The following is a 14,334-nucleotide window of genomic DNA, read 5'->3' as shown; positions in this document are numbered from 1 at the left end:
GTTTACCTTTGGTATAGTCTGGAGCATTTTTCAGACACGCTCTAAGGCTGGATTGCAGAGATGATGCTGTCTGTACAGAACATAATTGAAACGAGGGAGTGAGCATATGGTTTTTAATACGGGTGCTGCGCTTCTGGATGCGGTTGTTCTGGCGGTTGTTTCTAAGGAGAAGGAAGGGACTTACGGGTATAAGATCACGCAGGATGTGCGTGGAGTTCTGGATGTTTCGGAGTCTACTTTGTATCCGGTGCTCAGGAGGCTGCAGAAGGATGATTGTCTGGAGGTTTACGATATGGCGTATGCAGGACGTAACCGGCGTTATTATAAGCTGACGGACAGAGGTGCTGCGCAGCTGGAGTTTTATAAAGCTGAATGGAAAATTTATGCATCCAAGATAAGCGGGATGTTTGAGGGAGGAATAGGATGATGGACAGGGCGCAGTTTATGCAGGAGCTGGAGAAGCTGCTTGCTGATATTTCCGAGACAGAGAGGCAGGATGCCCTTGATTTTTATAATAGTTATTTCGATGATGCAGGAGCTGAGAATGAAGCTTCGGTGCTCAGGGAACTTGGAAGTCCCGAGAAGGTTGCAGCGATTATCAAGGCGGATCTGAAAGGTTCGGCAGGAGGCTATGAGTATGGAGAATATACGGAGCATGGCTATGAGGATGCCCGGACTAAAGAGAGAGGTCAGATGCCTGAGAAATATGGAGAAGAGTCGGGAACAGGGAAGCGTTTTTTCAGAAAGGGGAATCAGGCGGTGCTGATCCTTGCGGTGATTCTGCTGGTTTTTATCTCTCCCTTTGTTAAGGGGGCTGTTGGTGGGATTCTGACATTTGCAGTTGGAATCTTACTGCTTCCGTTCTGGCTGATCGTTGGATTGGGTATAGGCGCTGTGGCTTTACTGGTTGGCGGGCTTGCAGCTGTTGTGGCTGGAGCAGGGCTTTTGACTGTAATGACCGGAACCGGGATCATGACAATAGGAATTGGATGTCTTATGATTGCTCTGGCAATCCTTATGGTATTGGGGCTGATCAGTGTCGCAGTACGTATTGTGCCGAAGTGGTTTCGGAAGATTACCGACTTTTTTAACAGGGTACTTTACAGAAAGAGAAAGGAGGCGGTTAAATGAAGAAGTTTACAAAAGGAATGTTGATCGCAGCGGGGATTTTTGGTGCTGTGGGAATCGGGCTGACAACTGCCGGTGGTGTTATGGGAGCCAGTATGTCGGAACTGACAGGGGTGAAAAGTCTGAAAAGGGTGCTTCTGGTGGCAGATGGGGATTATGATTATGATGACAGCGATGATTATGATGACGATGATGATTATGACGATTATGATTATGATGACAGCGATGACTATGACAGCGATGATTATGACGACAGCGACGACTGTGACGACAGTGAGGATTATGCCCGCGCTGTTGATGAGAATGAGGAAGATGGCACTGTATATCAGTTGAAGTATCAGCCCACAAAGCTGGATATAGAGCTGAAGTACGATGAGCTGATTCTGGAAGAGGGCGACAGTTTCTGTGTCAGAGTTTATGATGACAGTGGGAAGAATGTGACAGTGAAGGAGAGTTCGGATACTCTTAAGGTCAGAAGCACGAAAAAACTGTCTAAAAACAGAAAGGTGTGTATCTCCTATCCGGAAGATGTTAAGCTTCAGGAGCTGGAGATTGAGATGGGTGCAGGTACTGTTTATCTGAACAGAGATATTGAGACAGAGAAGCTGAGTGTGGAGATGGGAGCCGGGGAATTTGAAAGTAAGAATCCGGTGACTGCAAGGGAGGCAGATCTGGAAATCGGAACCGGAAGTATGACATTTGCAGATCTGAGCGCCAGGAAGACAGATGGAGAATGTGGTCTGGGTGAACTGGATCTGACACTGACCGGTACGCAGGAGGATTATAATTATGATCTGGAATGTGGAGTGGGAAATCTGGATGTAGGTTCTGATTCCTACAGCGGACTTGGACGGGAGAAAAGCATTTCCAATAAAGGCGCAGACAGGAAACTGGATCTGGAGTGCGGTATGGGAAATATATCAGTAGATTTCTCCGGGAAAGAGCACAGAGATTTGCAGATATCCTGAAGAGCATATACTCTGACGTGCAGAAATAAAAGTGGTATTTAACCGAATCAGGAAGTTATTCGGTGTAGAGTAAGTAGCGAAGCGGATGATTTTATCTGCTTGACTAATCTGGGTTTAAGGAGGAAATGGAACATGGGTGACAAACGTTTATACAAATCATCAGAAAACAGTATGCTTTGCGGTGTATGTGGAGGAATCGCAGAATATTTTGATATTGACCCTACGCTGGTGCGTCTGGCATGGGTGATCCTTACCTGTTTTGGCGGTGCGGGAATCTGGGCATATATCATTGCGGCAATTATTATTCCGAAAAGATAACAGAATCTCAGAATCCAATCTGTAATAGACAGAAGTTTAACCGAATCAAGCAAGCAGCGAAGCGGATTGCGAATATCCGTTTGCATGAAATACAGTGAAATACAGTATAAAAATTAAGAAAACAGCCCATACTCCAAAGAAAAGGAGTGTGGGCTGTTTTGGATAAAGAAAAGGAAATAAAAGCTTATCTTGATGGAGAATTATTGCCGGAGGTCAGAATGAAGTATGAAATTGCAGAGGAAATGGGACTGCTGGACAGGGTATTGAGTGATGGATGGAAAAGTCTGTCTGCGAAAGAGACCGGAAGGATTGGAGGGTTGATGACGAAACGAAAAAAAGAGAAACTGAAAAAATAAATGAATGATATGGGATAAATATATAACGGAATAAACTTGTTCTCCGGGCGATGATGCTGTAAAATTAAGAATAGGTATTAGAGCGTGTTTGAAAAATCATTCCCACAATCTGCACGCCCCATTTTGAGGTATATTTTTCCCGAATTCGATTGTCGTAGCCCGCTATGACGCCCTTATTCGAACAAAATCTCCCACAAATTGTGACGCACATCTTGCAAAAAGCCTTTTTCAGACACGCTCTGGAGTAGCGAAGAAATATGGGAGGACAATAAAATGAAGTTAGGTATTCTGGGAGCAGGAGGTATTGCTTCTACTATGGCGAAAACAGTGGCAGGAATGAAAGGTGTGGAGGCGTATGCGGTTGCTGCCCGTGATCTGGAACGTGCCCGGGTATTTGCACAGAAATATGAAGTAAAAAAAGCATATGGATCCTATGAGGAAATGCTGGCAGATGATGAGGTTGGACTGGTTTATATCGCAACTCCTCATTCACACCATTATCTGCATGCAAAGATGTGTCTGGAAGCGGGAAAGCATGTGCTTTGTGAAAAGGCATTTACTGTAAATGCAGAGCAGGCACAGAAATTATTTGATCTTGCAAAAGAGAAAAAGCTTCTGATCACAGAAGCAATCTGGACAAGATATATGCCGTCCAGAAAGATGATCAACGATATTATTGAAAGTGGTGTGATCGGAGAAGTTACGGCAGTTACCGCGAATCTCAGCTATACAGTAAGTCATGTGGAACGTATCCGTAAACCGGAGCTTGCAGGAGGTGCTCTTCTGGATGTAGGCGTATATCCAATCAATTTTGCCTCCATGGTGCTTGGCGATAAGGTAAAGGATGTAAAGGCTACTGCAATCTTTCAGAATGGAGTGGATATTCTGGACAGCATTGCCATGGTGTTTGAGGGAGACTGCATGGCAACCCTTCAGTGTGGAGCAAGGGAAATCTCAGACAGAATGGGAAGTATTTTCGGAACCAGAGGATATATGCAGGTGCAGAATATCAATAATCCGGAAAAGATTACAGTGTTTGATACCGAACATAAAGAAGTGGCTTCTTATGTTGTGCCGGAACAGATCTCAGGATATGAATATGAGGTAGAATCCTGCATGAAAGCAATTCATGAGGGAAAACCGGAGTGTCCGGAAATGCCTCATGCAGAGACAATAAGGATTATGAAAATCATGGACAATATCCGTAAATCCTGGAATTATGAGATTCCCTGTATCGAATAAAAAGTGTGGAATAATCTTATAAAAAAGACCAGTAATGTTTTTGATATATACCCGAAACGTTACTGGTTTTTCTTTTCTGCTATAATGGAAATGTAACAAAAATCTATTGTGTCTTGATTTTACCAGATAAATTTATAAAGAGGATTTTATCATTATCTGTCGTGTATCATTGCTTGTTCGTGGGGTAAAAATCATTTATAGCTTTTTTAAATAAATCTCCTGCTTTTATTGTATTTTTGAATTTTTGATTATTAATGGGAAAGGGTATAATAGAAGTTACAGTAAACAGAATGGATAAAAATACCAAAAAAAGCAGGTGAGAAAAGTTGTATTATGTTGGAATTGATATTGGTTCGACTGCTTCGAAGACAGTTGTGACTGGTGACAGGGAAATGAAATTTGTGCTGCCTACAGGGTGGAGCAGTAAGGAGACGGCTTCGGAGATTGCTTCAAGGCTTCTGGATCAGGGGATTGATGTAATGAGTGAAGGGGTTCGTGTAGCAGCTACAGGATATGGGCGTGTAGCTGTGGATTATGCGGATTTTGTGATTACGGAGATTACCTGCCATGGAAGAGGTGGCAGAGAACTGGCGGGAAATGAATGTGCAATTATTGATGTAGGTGGTCAGGATACGAAAGTAATCTTGATAGATCAGGGAATGATCCAGGATTTTCTTATGAATGATAAATGTTCTGCCGGAACCGGGAAGTTTCTGGAGATTATGGCGAATCGACTGGGAGTTACCATTGCGGAACTGTTTGACCTGGCAGAACAGGGAACTGTGGTACCGATCAGTTCGTTGTGTACGGTATTTGCGGAATCTGAGGTAATCAGCATGATTGGTGAAGGGCGAAGCAGAGAGGATATAGCTGCGGGAGTGGTAAATTCTGTAGCGGAGAAAGTTGCGCAGCTTGCCAGAAGAAAGCAGCTTCCGGGGACAGTGCTCCTTACGGGAGGATTGAGTGAATGTCCGTATTTTGCAGAAATTCTTTCGGAAAAACTTGGATGTGCTGTTGAAGCTATGAAAGACGGAAGATATGCAGGAGCGTTTGGGGCATCATTGCTTGCCGGAGAAAAAAAGAAATAAATAATCAACTGTAGAGGATAATAAGGACTGCAACAGTTGGCGAATGGTATGAAAGAAGTAAAAAATAATATAAAAACGATAGAAAGATGAGGCACAAAGATGGAAATAATTAAAGATTTACCAGAAGTATTTGAGGAGTTTGCGGAGCAGAGGAAGAATTCATTTCTTGCTATCAAGAAGATTAAGGATCAGAATATCCCGGTAATTGGTTCTTACTGTACATATTTTCCACAGGAGATTGCAATGGCCATGGGAGCTGCTTCTGTAGGTTTATGTTCCATGTCTGATGAAACAATCCCGGTAGCCGAGCAGACATTGCCGAAAAATCTCTGTCCACTGATCAAGGCCAGTTATGGGTTTGCAGTGACAGATAAATGTCCATTCTTTTATTTTTCAGATGTTGTAGTTGGTGAGACTACCTGTGACGGAAAGAAAAAAATGTATGAATTTATGTCCGAATTTAAGGATGTATTTATTCTGGAGCTTCCTCATAAACAGACAGAGGCTGCACTTCAGTACTGGAAGAGTGAGATTATCCGTTTCAAAGAATATCTGGAGAAGAAATTTGAGGTGGAGATCACAGAGGAGAAGCTTCGTGAGGCAGTCCGCATCAGCAATGAGGGACGTCGTGCTTTGAAAGATTTCTATGAACTGATGAAACAGGATCCGGCTCCAATGAAGGGTGAGAATCTTTATAATGTATTGTATGGAACTACCTTTAAGTTTGACCGTTCCAAAGTCCCGGCAGAGATTGATGCACTGACAGTGAAGCTGAAAGAAGAATATGCAGCAGGCAAAAACGAAGGAAAGAAACATCGTATTCTGATCACCGGATGTCCAATGGGCGGAGCTACCATGAAAGTAGTAAAAGCAATTGAAGAAAATGGCGGTGTGGTAGTTGCTTTTGAAAACTGCTCCGGTGCAAAGAGCGTAGACAGACTGATTGATGAAAATGATCCGGATATTTACGAAGCAATTGCAAGACGTTATCTGAATATCGGCTGTTCTGTTATGACTCCGAATCCGAACCGTTTTGAACTGTTAAATGAACTGATCGATGAGTACCAGGTAGAAGCTGTTGTGGAAATGACTCTTCAGGCCTGTCATACTTATAATGTGGAAGCCGGTAAAGTTGGCAGATTTGTAAGAGAAGAGAAAAAGATTCCTTATCTGCATGTGGAGACAGATTATTCTCAGTCTGATGTTGGACAGCTAAATACACGTATTGCAGCTCTGATAGAAATGTTATAACTGTGAAGATATTATAAGATTATAGAAAAGGCAGGTATTTTTCATACCTGCTTTTTCCTGTAATACTCAAAGTTAAAAAAGAACTACATTTCTATGACTTACGTTTTTTCTTTGCTATTTTTTCTGTCCAAACAGGAATCCCATATAGCGCACAAACGTATATACTACTAAAAGTACTGCAATTACTGTTTCAATCAGCACTACATATTTTAAAAACGGAAGAGGTTTTCCCATGTTTGCAGCGCATGCCATAGTCTGTTTGGATGCAATTGCACTGATTACAAATGGGAATGTAAATGCAGCATAGCTTGGGTAAAACGGCATTTTCAGATATGTAATTGCCTTTACCAGTGAAAAAATATAAATTGCGGTTGCTGCTGCCAGCATTCCTGTAAGAAAGCCATATGACTTCGGCATTACTGACTGTACATATCCGGCAATACAAAGACTTGTCGGTGCTGCGTAAATGCAGATGAGCGGTTTTGCGGGATCTGGTACTTCTTTGAATTTTACGTATCTGTAGGTTATCAGAATCAGAAGCAGGATCAGTGTGACAAAACCAAACCAGAATGCTGCTGTTCCGATAGAGGCTGCCTTTTCATAAGCAGGGGCTGTAACAGATGCTACTACAATTCCTACATATACAATAAAATAGCTTGCGAAAACTTTTGGCATCTGTAATTTCAGTAAGAATTTTACTGTAAAATATATGATCAGAATTATATGGAGACAGATTGCCAGAAGCCAGATAAAATAAGCTGCTTTGCCGATAAATGGTTTTACATAAACACTGAGAAGCATTAAAGCCATGGGAAATGTTCCGGATACGCTTGCCATGATGGGATTCTTCATGTCTTCCCTGACCATTTGTGGAAACATGATTAATTTCAGTAAAACAAGTATGAGCAAAAATGCTGCCAGGATTCCGCAGATATAGCGGATTCCTTCTGAGTAACTCTGTAAGAGATTTCCCAGTGCCGCCAGACCAAGCATTACACCGCAAAGCGGGATAGGAATTTTTTTAATTGTGTTTTTCATTGTTGTCTTATCCTTTCCTGTTATATAAGCAGATATTTGTGATTAGTTTTGCTGCTTGATCATAGTCAAATATCTGCCCGCAGTCTGATTTGACTAAATTTCTTCAATGGTACGTCTCTCTGCCGGTTCATCAATCTCATCCTGATTTTTGATTCCCAGCTCGCGACAGACAATCTGGGCTACTTTCCATGCACATAACCCTGTAAAATAGATACACTGTTCTTTGTGTTCGCCCTGTCCCATATTGAATTCTTTTGTCAGAATACGACAGCAGATTGCATTTTTTCCATTTGCTTTTTTAAACCAGTCGTGAAGTTCATGTGTCAATTCCATACATTTGATACTCTTTGGATCTGTTGGACCATTTTGTCCGGTTCTGCCAAAAAACATTCCCAATGCAAGAATTCCTCCGTTAAATGCACCGCAGATACATCCTGATTTTCCTGCTCCTACTGCCATACCAGATGCCATTGCGATAACTTCTTCGGGAACGTCAAGTTTGAATTCCTCTCTGATCGCACTGATCAATGCTTCGCAGCAATAATAGCCGCCTTTAAATTTTTTTTCTGCTGCCCGCTGAATTGCTCTTGGACTTGCTTCTGTTACTCCGATTTTCATAAGTAACTTCCTCCCTTTTTTATTTACAGTACTTTTCTGATATTCCGTATTTTCCTAAAAATATTTAAGGTACTGCCAATAAACTTATTATACTCAAAACTTGTCTGGATTTGAAATTCATTGTGCAAATAAATACCAGTGTTTTATTTGTTTTATCTATAAATAATAATGTCCTTTTTATGACAGATAAGGGACATATGAGGCATCGAAGCCTGTGAAGTATGTCATAATGAACAGGAAAAGCACATTATGATAAAGGCAGTGACATTTTTAGTAAATGTAGAAAGGACAACAAAATGAAGCAGAAAAAGATTGTAATTATTATGGCAGGGATTTTAGCAGCAGCGGCTGCTATGACTGGCTGTGCGGAACAGAATAAAACAGCAACACAGGTTGATTATACGCAGAACGCACAGGGGAAATCCGAACAGGCAAAACAAAAAACAGCAGAAAAATCTCAGCCGGATAAAAAACAGGTAAATAAAAGTACATCCGGTGGAAAAGAAAATTCAAATCAGACTGCGGATAAGAAGACGAAAGTATTTGCCTCATCCAATAATGCGGGCGATGTACAGAATTCAGGGAATGGAACAGACGGCACTGCAGGAACTGATACAGACGATTCCCAGACCACAGGGGTGGACACTTCTGCATCTGAAGATAATGGTTCAACAGGTAATGGTGGTACTCAATCTGACCAGAGGGCAGATCAGGCAATGGTATATGACAGTGAGGGAAATGGAAGGCTGATTTCTCAGGCTGACGATGGAAACTGGTACGACAGTGACGGAAATTATTATGGAAGCTGGGAGGATATTGGTGATGCTATGGTGAATGGGGATGGTGTCACGGATCAGGATGGCAATAAATACTACTGGACCTGGACCGCACCTGATGATGCATCAGAAGAAGTAAGTGATCCGTATGACCTGTATTCTTGGGATCCGGGAACTAATTCCTATATACACTTTCAGGCTGCGGAAACTGATTGCGGTCCTATAGGCAGAGGAAACGGTTGGTATTATTATGATGAAAACAGCGGTGAATATGTTCCGTGGTAGAATGTAAAAATGCGAAAAGAAGCAGTTTTGAGACCATTTTAATGGGGGTCAAAATTGCTTCTTTTTGTTATATACAAGAAATAGTGAAGGGGGTATATCCGGCAGAATCAGAGGAAAGGATTCTGCCGGATATTTATCTGCCAGAAATTAGTTGATAAGTTTCAGGAAAGTGTTTCTGTCACAAGTTCCGGAAACTGTTAAGCCCTGTGCTTTCTGGAATGCTTTTACAGCTGAAAGAAGACCAGAGCCAAAGGTACCAGGAATTTCCACACCATTTGGATCATAAGCACGTAAAAGAAGGAGAATCTCAGCGGCAGTTACCATATACTGGGTTTCACCGCTTTTTACGTAATGTTTACCAAGGGCGTTGCTTGTGTTAGTTCCCCAGATACCGTCTACATCCAGACCGGCACCATAATCTTTGTTCAGAGCTGTCTGAAGAACTTTAATAGCTGCTTTCTTAGTGGCAGCATCTCTTTTCCCGGTAATGGAGATGCCAGTATTGGCAAATTTATTGGCATAACTCTGACCTTTGCGGATTTTGGCATTTCCAGTAGTTGGCTGTGGTTCTGGATCCGTAGATGTAGAATCTTCATTATAACGAAGAACACAATCCCACGGGCAGTTGTAGTAATTCTGGATTTTAATTTCGTTGCCATTCTGGTCACCCGGAGTACCACCGTGGGCTCCACCATTTTCATTTATACTGGCAGAAACTACTTTGCCGTTGCCGATATGCATAACTGTATGGCGTGCAATGTTTAACAGTACATCACCGCGTTTCATACCGCTTCCGTTGTCAAGATTAACACTGGAAGTAACGTCTTTGAATCCGCAAGACAGGAAAACAGACTTCATACTTTTGGTATTATAAGCTCCTTTTGTTTTTACAGGTACACCAGCCTGCTGCCATGCAGAGATTACCAGTGAAGAACAATCGTAGTCCGGTCCCCATCTGTTATCCTGATCATATCCGTGTGCCGGATCGTTTGCGATTTCAATTGCCCATGTTACTGCTTTTTCTGTTTTTGTCATTTTTTTATCCTCCTGAAATTTGATTATTTATTTGCTCACCGGTGATACATCTTATAAAGAGTGAGAAAAGGGAAAAATGTAAACATGAAACAGAAAAAAATAAAAAGCATTTCCTGATTGTTGCTTCGAGGTCAGAAAAATGCTTTTCGAGGACAAAAACACGAAAATTGTCGAATTGTAATTATATTTAATCCTGATTTTTCATAAATAAAAATCCTTTCCTTTGATAAAGTTTAACAGACGGAATTAAATATGTATAAGGATATAAATGACAAGCGACTAATCAAATTTGATATGTTTTATGACAGGAGGAATATAGGAATATGGACGAATATACAAAGGATTTGTATACCATGATGTTTTCTTTGCAGACTTTGCAAAATCAGGGAATTACAATCAGAGAAACTGTATATAAAAGCCTGGACAAATTACTGTTATGGAATAAAGAATCTGAAAACAGTAAATATCTCGAATTAGCGTTGCTTCATATGCAGGCTTATGCTAATATGGGATTTGCTTTAGATGAAGAAAATAAGACAATACGTGAGATATTAAAAAAGACAGGAAAGACCAGAGAAGACTTTTTCCCGAAAGGATATCTTCTTGGAAAGAGAATTAAACTGACCAAGTCACAGGTTCGTGGTATGATTGGAAGATGGAGACCTTCCAGAGACAGTCCGATGACAATCGGAGAACTGGTGGATGATATCATCAGAAAGGTAAAAAACCATGAGGAAGGCAGATACATTTATCAGTATCACAGAACTGATGTGACAACCAAAGGGGATATCGAGGTTTATGAGCTGGTCATCAATAAGGATGAAAGTTATTTTTATGATGTGAAGAAATTCAGATTTTATACATTCATGGAGGAATAATTGCTATGATAAGAATAATGATTCTGGATGATGACGAAATGTATCTGAAAAAAGAAAAGGAGATTACAGAACAGTATTTTGCAGAGAAAAATATAGATTGTACGGTAACGACATACCAGAATGTGGAATGGTTTCTGCTGGGATTGAAGGAAGAAAAATTCGATATGTATCTTCTGGATATCCGGATGCCGGGAGAAAACGGAATAGAGGCAGCAAGAGAGATACGCAGACTTTATCCGGATCCGGTTATTATATTTATTACAAATTTTGTGGATTATGCAATAGAAGCATATGAGGTAAACACCTATCGTTATATCCCCAAAGAGTGTCTGAAGGAAAAACTTCCGCAGGCTTATGATGCGCTTCTTCCTGTAATTATGGAGAAAGAAGAGCGGTACTATATCATAAATAAAAGAAACGAAGTTGAAAAACTGGCATATTCTGATATTTTCTATATGAAAAAAGAAGGAAAATATGTGATTTTTGTGCACAGGCGTGGGGAAGTAAAGATCAGAGCAAGTCTGTCAACAGTAGAAAAAGAACTGAATTCAAAAGAATTTATTATATCTGACAGAGGATATCTTGCAAACATCCAACATGTGATGAAGATGAAAGGAAGGGATCTTTATATGCGGGACGGTAATATTATTACAGTTGGCAGAGAAAGATTCAAAGGTGTCAGAGAAGCAATTCTGAATTACTGGGGGGTATGAAGAATGCTGAAAGTTTTATTGTATGGACTGGCAACGTTTATGGAGACTGGGATAGGTGTCTGGATATTTGGACAGATGTTTCCGAAGCGGAAGCTATTGGAAAAGAAGCATTATATTTCGAAAGGAGTGATGTACACTTTATTGTTTGTTGGTGGATATACTTTATCATGTCTTTTTTGGGGAAAAAACAATGTAGAAAAACTAAGAAATTGTTTCATATTTTTATATATAAGTTTTGGAATGATTATGTGTTTTTATAAAAGAATAAAAAAGAATTCGAGAGCATGTGGAACATTTTTGTTTATAGCTATGGTCGTTTGGATTGAAGGACAATACTGGGATATGTATCAATCTATTACGATGATTGGATTAGGAAATATTTTACCGGTATTGTATTTATATTTGTTTTACGAATCTACATTATTGCAAGCTTATATATGGGAAGTTTTTTATTTGGCAAATATTGCAATTGCTAAAGAAGTATACATTGCTTATGTTGGAATATTTGAACAAAAAAAATTTGTGGATTTTTTGCATTACCCGAGATCACATTCGTATAGTGAAATTATTTATTTGATTGTATTGTTTTGCATAATGCTTATTATGAATAAGATATTTGAAATATCAAAAGTAATGAAAAATGCGTTATGTTTTAATAAAAGCATTGTTTGGGGCATTGGTATGTTGGAAATCGGGATATTAAGTGTATTCATTTTTAGTGAAGATAAGATATATGAAAGTAATTTAAAGGGAACTTTAATTATCTTTGGAATTCTGATTTTTTTATTTTTGTCCTTGACTATGAGATACCAGAAAAAGATGAATGATGCTCAGTGCGAAATTTTAAATATCCGATATGAAACTATGCAAAAACAGTATGAAGAATTAAATTGTGCTTATAATAAGTACAGATGTATTATTCATGATGAAAAACATTTGCTTTCATTTTTGGAAGAATGCCTTGAAAACGATAAAATAGAAGAGGCGTTGATGTTCATTAAAAATTTTCAAAATAATAATTTTACTTCCGATAATTTAGTTTGGACGGGAATACCTATTGTAGATTTTATGTTAAATATCAAATATAGGAAAATAGAAAAATATAACATTGCATTTAAGGTAAATGCTGATTTTGAGAATATTCCTTTGGAAGACTCGGATGTTATCATGATATTGGGAAATTTATTAGACAATGCAATAGAAGCCTCAATGAAAAGTAAAAAGAAAGAGATAAAGTTATATATTGCGAATAAAAATGATATGTTTATTTTGAAAGTTATAAATACATATGAAATCGAACCAGTGACAAAAGGTGAGAGGTTTATAAGTAACAAAAAAGAAAAAAATAAACACGGATGGGGAATTGAAAGTGTAAAAGAAATCGTTAACAAATATGAGGGAATGGTTGATTTTAAATTTCATAAAAATATATTTGAAGCAAATCTCATGATTGAAATCAAATGAGTATCTAGCTGGGAAGGAATTATTATGGACGAACAAAAGATGAATGGAGACATTTTAAAGGAACTAGAAGAGATAGAAAAAATAGAAACAGAGGATATAGAAGCTGTACATAGTATGGGGCTTGGTGTAGTATCAATTATATGTTGTTAGAAAAATCAATATATTGCAATGAGGAAATATTAAAAGAATATCTTGTGATTCGTATAAAAATTTTAGATATTTATGAACAAAAGGTAAGGGGAAATCTAAAAGGATGTACGCCAAAAGAACAATATGATTATTATGAAAAAAAATATCTTAACAATGCAACATATGTAAAATCTTTACTGCAGGAATATCCCGAGTTAAAACGTCTGCTTGAATTAAAAAATAACTCTATCCAGAGAGCAGAATGTGAAATCAGGAAATCTCTTTATGCAGAAAAAGAACAGATACAAAAAATATTCTGTGATGGAAGAAAGTTTTCCGGGACTGTGGGAATTTACATGTCGAAAGGCGATACACACAGAGGAGGACGAAGTGTGGCGAAGGTAGAATTGGATAATGGAACAATTCTGTACTATAAGCCACATAGTCTTGATAAGAATATAAAATATCAGGAACTTTATAACTATTTATGCAGAAAAACAGGAATTTCCTGCAGGACGGTACAATATTTATCTCATGATTCCTATGGATGGGAAGAAAAAATTGAGAATATTCCCTGTAAAAACGAAAGTGAGGTGGAGCATTATTATTTCAGAATGGGCATACATCTGTTTTTGGGATATGCCCTTGGAGCAACAGATCTTCATGGTGAAAATATTATCGCACATGGAGAATATCCTGTGATTATCGATATGGAGACATATCCGGGATATTTAAAACAACAATCAGAAAAAGACGGAAGTAGTGTAGAAGAAAAAATAAACAAAAGTACAGAAATAAAATTGGCAAATTCGGTTATACATACAGGAAGGGAAAAGCCTCACTTTTAAGTCGGCAAAGGTAAAAGGCACATAGGGATATATTCTGTACAGATATGATGAAAATGCCTGGAAGTAAAGAAAAATCAAAACTATAAAAAATAGGAGTGTTACATCTTATATAGATGAAACCGGAAAATTAAATAAGAATGAAAATTATTATGTAAGAGCATACTATACAGCTAAAGATGGTACCAGATTATATGGATGG

General features: G+C 39.0%; 19 protein-coding genes. 15 read left to right on the top strand and 4 right to left on the bottom strand.

All coding sequences use genetic code 11. The features are described 5' to 3' along the window. Positions 1-106: 106 nt before the first annotated feature. The 5 genes from KQI87_RS07195 (at position 107) to KQI87_RS07175 (ending at position 2,770) form a co-directional block, all read left to right on the top strand. On the top strand, positions 107-427 hold the full coding sequence (locus KQI87_RS07195) for a PadR family transcriptional regulator (protein WP_020993548.1): 321 nt from the start codon (positions 107-109) through the stop codon (positions 425-427). Beyond that, positions 424-1,131, top strand: a complete 708-nt coding sequence (locus tag KQI87_RS07190) for a DUF1700 domain-containing protein (RefSeq protein ID WP_253292408.1) — start codon at positions 424-426, stop codon at positions 1,129-1,131. Before KQI87_RS07195 ends, KQI87_RS07190 begins: the two co-directional genes overlap by 4 nt. Then, a complete protein-coding gene (locus tag KQI87_RS07185; RefSeq protein WP_253292407.1) occupies positions 1,128-2,096 on the top strand; it encodes a DUF4097 family beta strand repeat-containing protein in 969 nt (322 codons plus the stop codon). The genes KQI87_RS07190 and KQI87_RS07185 overlap by 4 nt, the downstream gene beginning before the upstream one ends. A gap of 132 nt (positions 2,097-2,228) precedes the next feature. Continuing rightward, a complete protein-coding gene (locus KQI87_RS07180; protein WP_008706626.1) occupies positions 2,229-2,414 on the top strand; it encodes a PspC domain-containing protein in 186 nt (61 codons plus the stop codon). Between the two features lie 158 nt (positions 2,415-2,572). After that, the gene (locus tag KQI87_RS07175) at positions 2,573-2,770 is read left to right on the top strand and encodes a small, acid-soluble spore protein, alpha/beta type (RefSeq protein ID WP_022380942.1); all 198 of its coding nucleotides are present in this window, start codon (positions 2,573-2,575) and stop codon (positions 2,768-2,770) included. 64 nt (positions 2,771-2,834) lie between these two features. Here KQI87_RS07175 and KQI87_RS17215 read toward each other — a convergent pair whose 3' ends face one another. Beyond that, positions 2,835-2,981 carry a DUF6783 domain-containing protein gene (locus KQI87_RS17215; RefSeq protein WP_319017431.1) on the bottom strand — a complete coding sequence of 49 codons (147 nt, stop codon included), beginning with the start codon at positions 2,979-2,981 and terminating at the stop codon, positions 2,835-2,837. Here KQI87_RS17215 and KQI87_RS17210 point away from each other — a divergent pair. The 4 genes from KQI87_RS17210 (at position 2,946) to KQI87_RS07160 (ending at position 6,351) form a co-directional block, all read left to right on the top strand. Next, a complete protein-coding gene (locus KQI87_RS17210; RefSeq protein WP_334300728.1) occupies positions 2,946-3,047 on the top strand; it encodes a DUF6783 domain-containing protein in 102 nt (33 codons plus the stop codon). The genes KQI87_RS17215 and KQI87_RS17210 overlap by 36 nt on opposite strands. Next, entirely contained in the window at positions 3,044-4,012 is a 969-nt protein-coding gene (locus KQI87_RS07170; protein ID WP_216459573.1) for a Gfo/Idh/MocA family protein, read from the top strand. The genes KQI87_RS17210 and KQI87_RS07170 overlap by 4 nt, the downstream gene beginning before the upstream one ends. 326 nt (positions 4,013-4,338) lie before the next feature. After that, on the top strand, positions 4,339-5,100 hold the full coding sequence (locus tag KQI87_RS07165; RefSeq protein ID WP_118409031.1) for an acyl-CoA dehydratase activase: 762 nt from the start codon (positions 4,339-4,341) through the stop codon (positions 5,098-5,100). A gap of 99 nt (positions 5,101-5,199) precedes the next feature. Next, positions 5,200-6,351, top strand: a complete 1,152-nt coding sequence (locus KQI87_RS07160; RefSeq protein ID WP_118569090.1) for a double-cubane-cluster-containing anaerobic reductase — start codon at positions 5,200-5,202, stop codon at positions 6,349-6,351. A 114-nt stretch (positions 6,352-6,465) separates the two neighbouring features. Here KQI87_RS07160 and KQI87_RS07155 read toward each other — a convergent pair whose 3' ends face one another. Both KQI87_RS07155 and KQI87_RS07150 read right to left on the bottom strand, forming a co-directional pair. Further along, positions 6,466-7,389 carry a TDT family transporter gene (locus KQI87_RS07155; protein WP_196002847.1) on the bottom strand — a complete coding sequence of 308 codons (924 nt, stop codon included), beginning with the start codon at positions 7,387-7,389 and terminating at the stop codon, positions 6,466-6,468. Between the two features lie 93 nt (positions 7,390-7,482). After that, positions 7,483-8,007 (bottom strand): C-GCAxxG-C-C family protein, encoded by a 525-nt coding sequence (locus KQI87_RS07150; RefSeq protein WP_196002846.1) that lies wholly within the window; start codon positions 8,005-8,007, stop codon positions 7,483-7,485. Between the two features lie 296 nt (positions 8,008-8,303). Here KQI87_RS07150 and KQI87_RS07145 point away from each other — a divergent pair, with 296 nt between their 5' ends. Next, entirely contained in the window at positions 8,304-9,068 is a 765-nt protein-coding gene (locus KQI87_RS07145) for a hypothetical protein (RefSeq protein ID WP_216459572.1), read from the top strand. A gap of 147 nt (positions 9,069-9,215) precedes the next feature. Here the strand turns inward: KQI87_RS07145 and KQI87_RS07140 are convergent, their stop codons facing one another. Beyond that, positions 9,216-10,103, bottom strand: a complete 888-nt coding sequence (locus KQI87_RS07140; RefSeq protein WP_216459571.1) for a C40 family peptidase — start codon at positions 10,101-10,103, stop codon at positions 9,216-9,218. Positions 10,104-10,426: 323 nt separating this feature from the next. On the opposite strand from KQI87_RS07140, the gene KQI87_RS07135 reads away from it, so the two are divergent. The 5 genes from KQI87_RS07135 to KQI87_RS07120 are packed head-to-tail and all read left to right on the top strand — an operon-like array spanning position 10,427 to position 14,135. Beyond that, positions 10,427-10,981, top strand: coding sequence for a hypothetical protein (locus KQI87_RS07135; protein WP_025579787.1), 555 nt, complete (start codon positions 10,427-10,429; stop codon positions 10,979-10,981). A 5-nt stretch (positions 10,982-10,986) separates the two neighbouring features. Continuing rightward, positions 10,987-11,694: a LytR/AlgR family response regulator transcription factor gene (locus KQI87_RS07130; protein ID WP_216459570.1), complete on the top strand. Its 708-nt coding sequence runs from the start codon at positions 10,987-10,989 to the stop codon at positions 11,692-11,694. 3 nt (positions 11,695-11,697) lie between these two features. After that, a complete protein-coding gene (locus tag KQI87_RS07125) occupies positions 11,698-13,158 on the top strand; it encodes an ATP-binding protein (RefSeq protein WP_055060196.1) in 1,461 nt (486 codons plus the stop codon). Positions 13,159-13,182: 24 nt separating this feature from the next. Further along, positions 13,183-13,308, top strand: coding sequence for a hypothetical protein (locus tag KQI87_RS16810; RefSeq protein ID WP_256444813.1), 126 nt, complete (start codon positions 13,183-13,185; stop codon positions 13,306-13,308). After that, positions 13,299-14,135 (top strand): DUF4135 domain-containing protein, encoded by an 837-nt coding sequence (locus tag KQI87_RS07120; RefSeq protein ID WP_216459569.1) that lies wholly within the window; start codon positions 13,299-13,301, stop codon positions 14,133-14,135. Before KQI87_RS16810 ends, KQI87_RS07120 begins: the two co-directional genes overlap by 10 nt. The last annotated feature ends 199 nt before the right edge of the window (positions 14,136-14,334 follow it).

It is taken from the genome of Blautia sp. MSJ-9 (assembly GCF_018919065.1).
Taxonomy (GTDB): domain Bacteria; phylum Bacillota; class Clostridia; order Lachnospirales; family Lachnospiraceae; genus Blautia_A.
The sequence above is the reverse complement of the archived record's forward strand: the minus strand, read 5'-3'. Positions and strand labels throughout refer to the sequence as shown.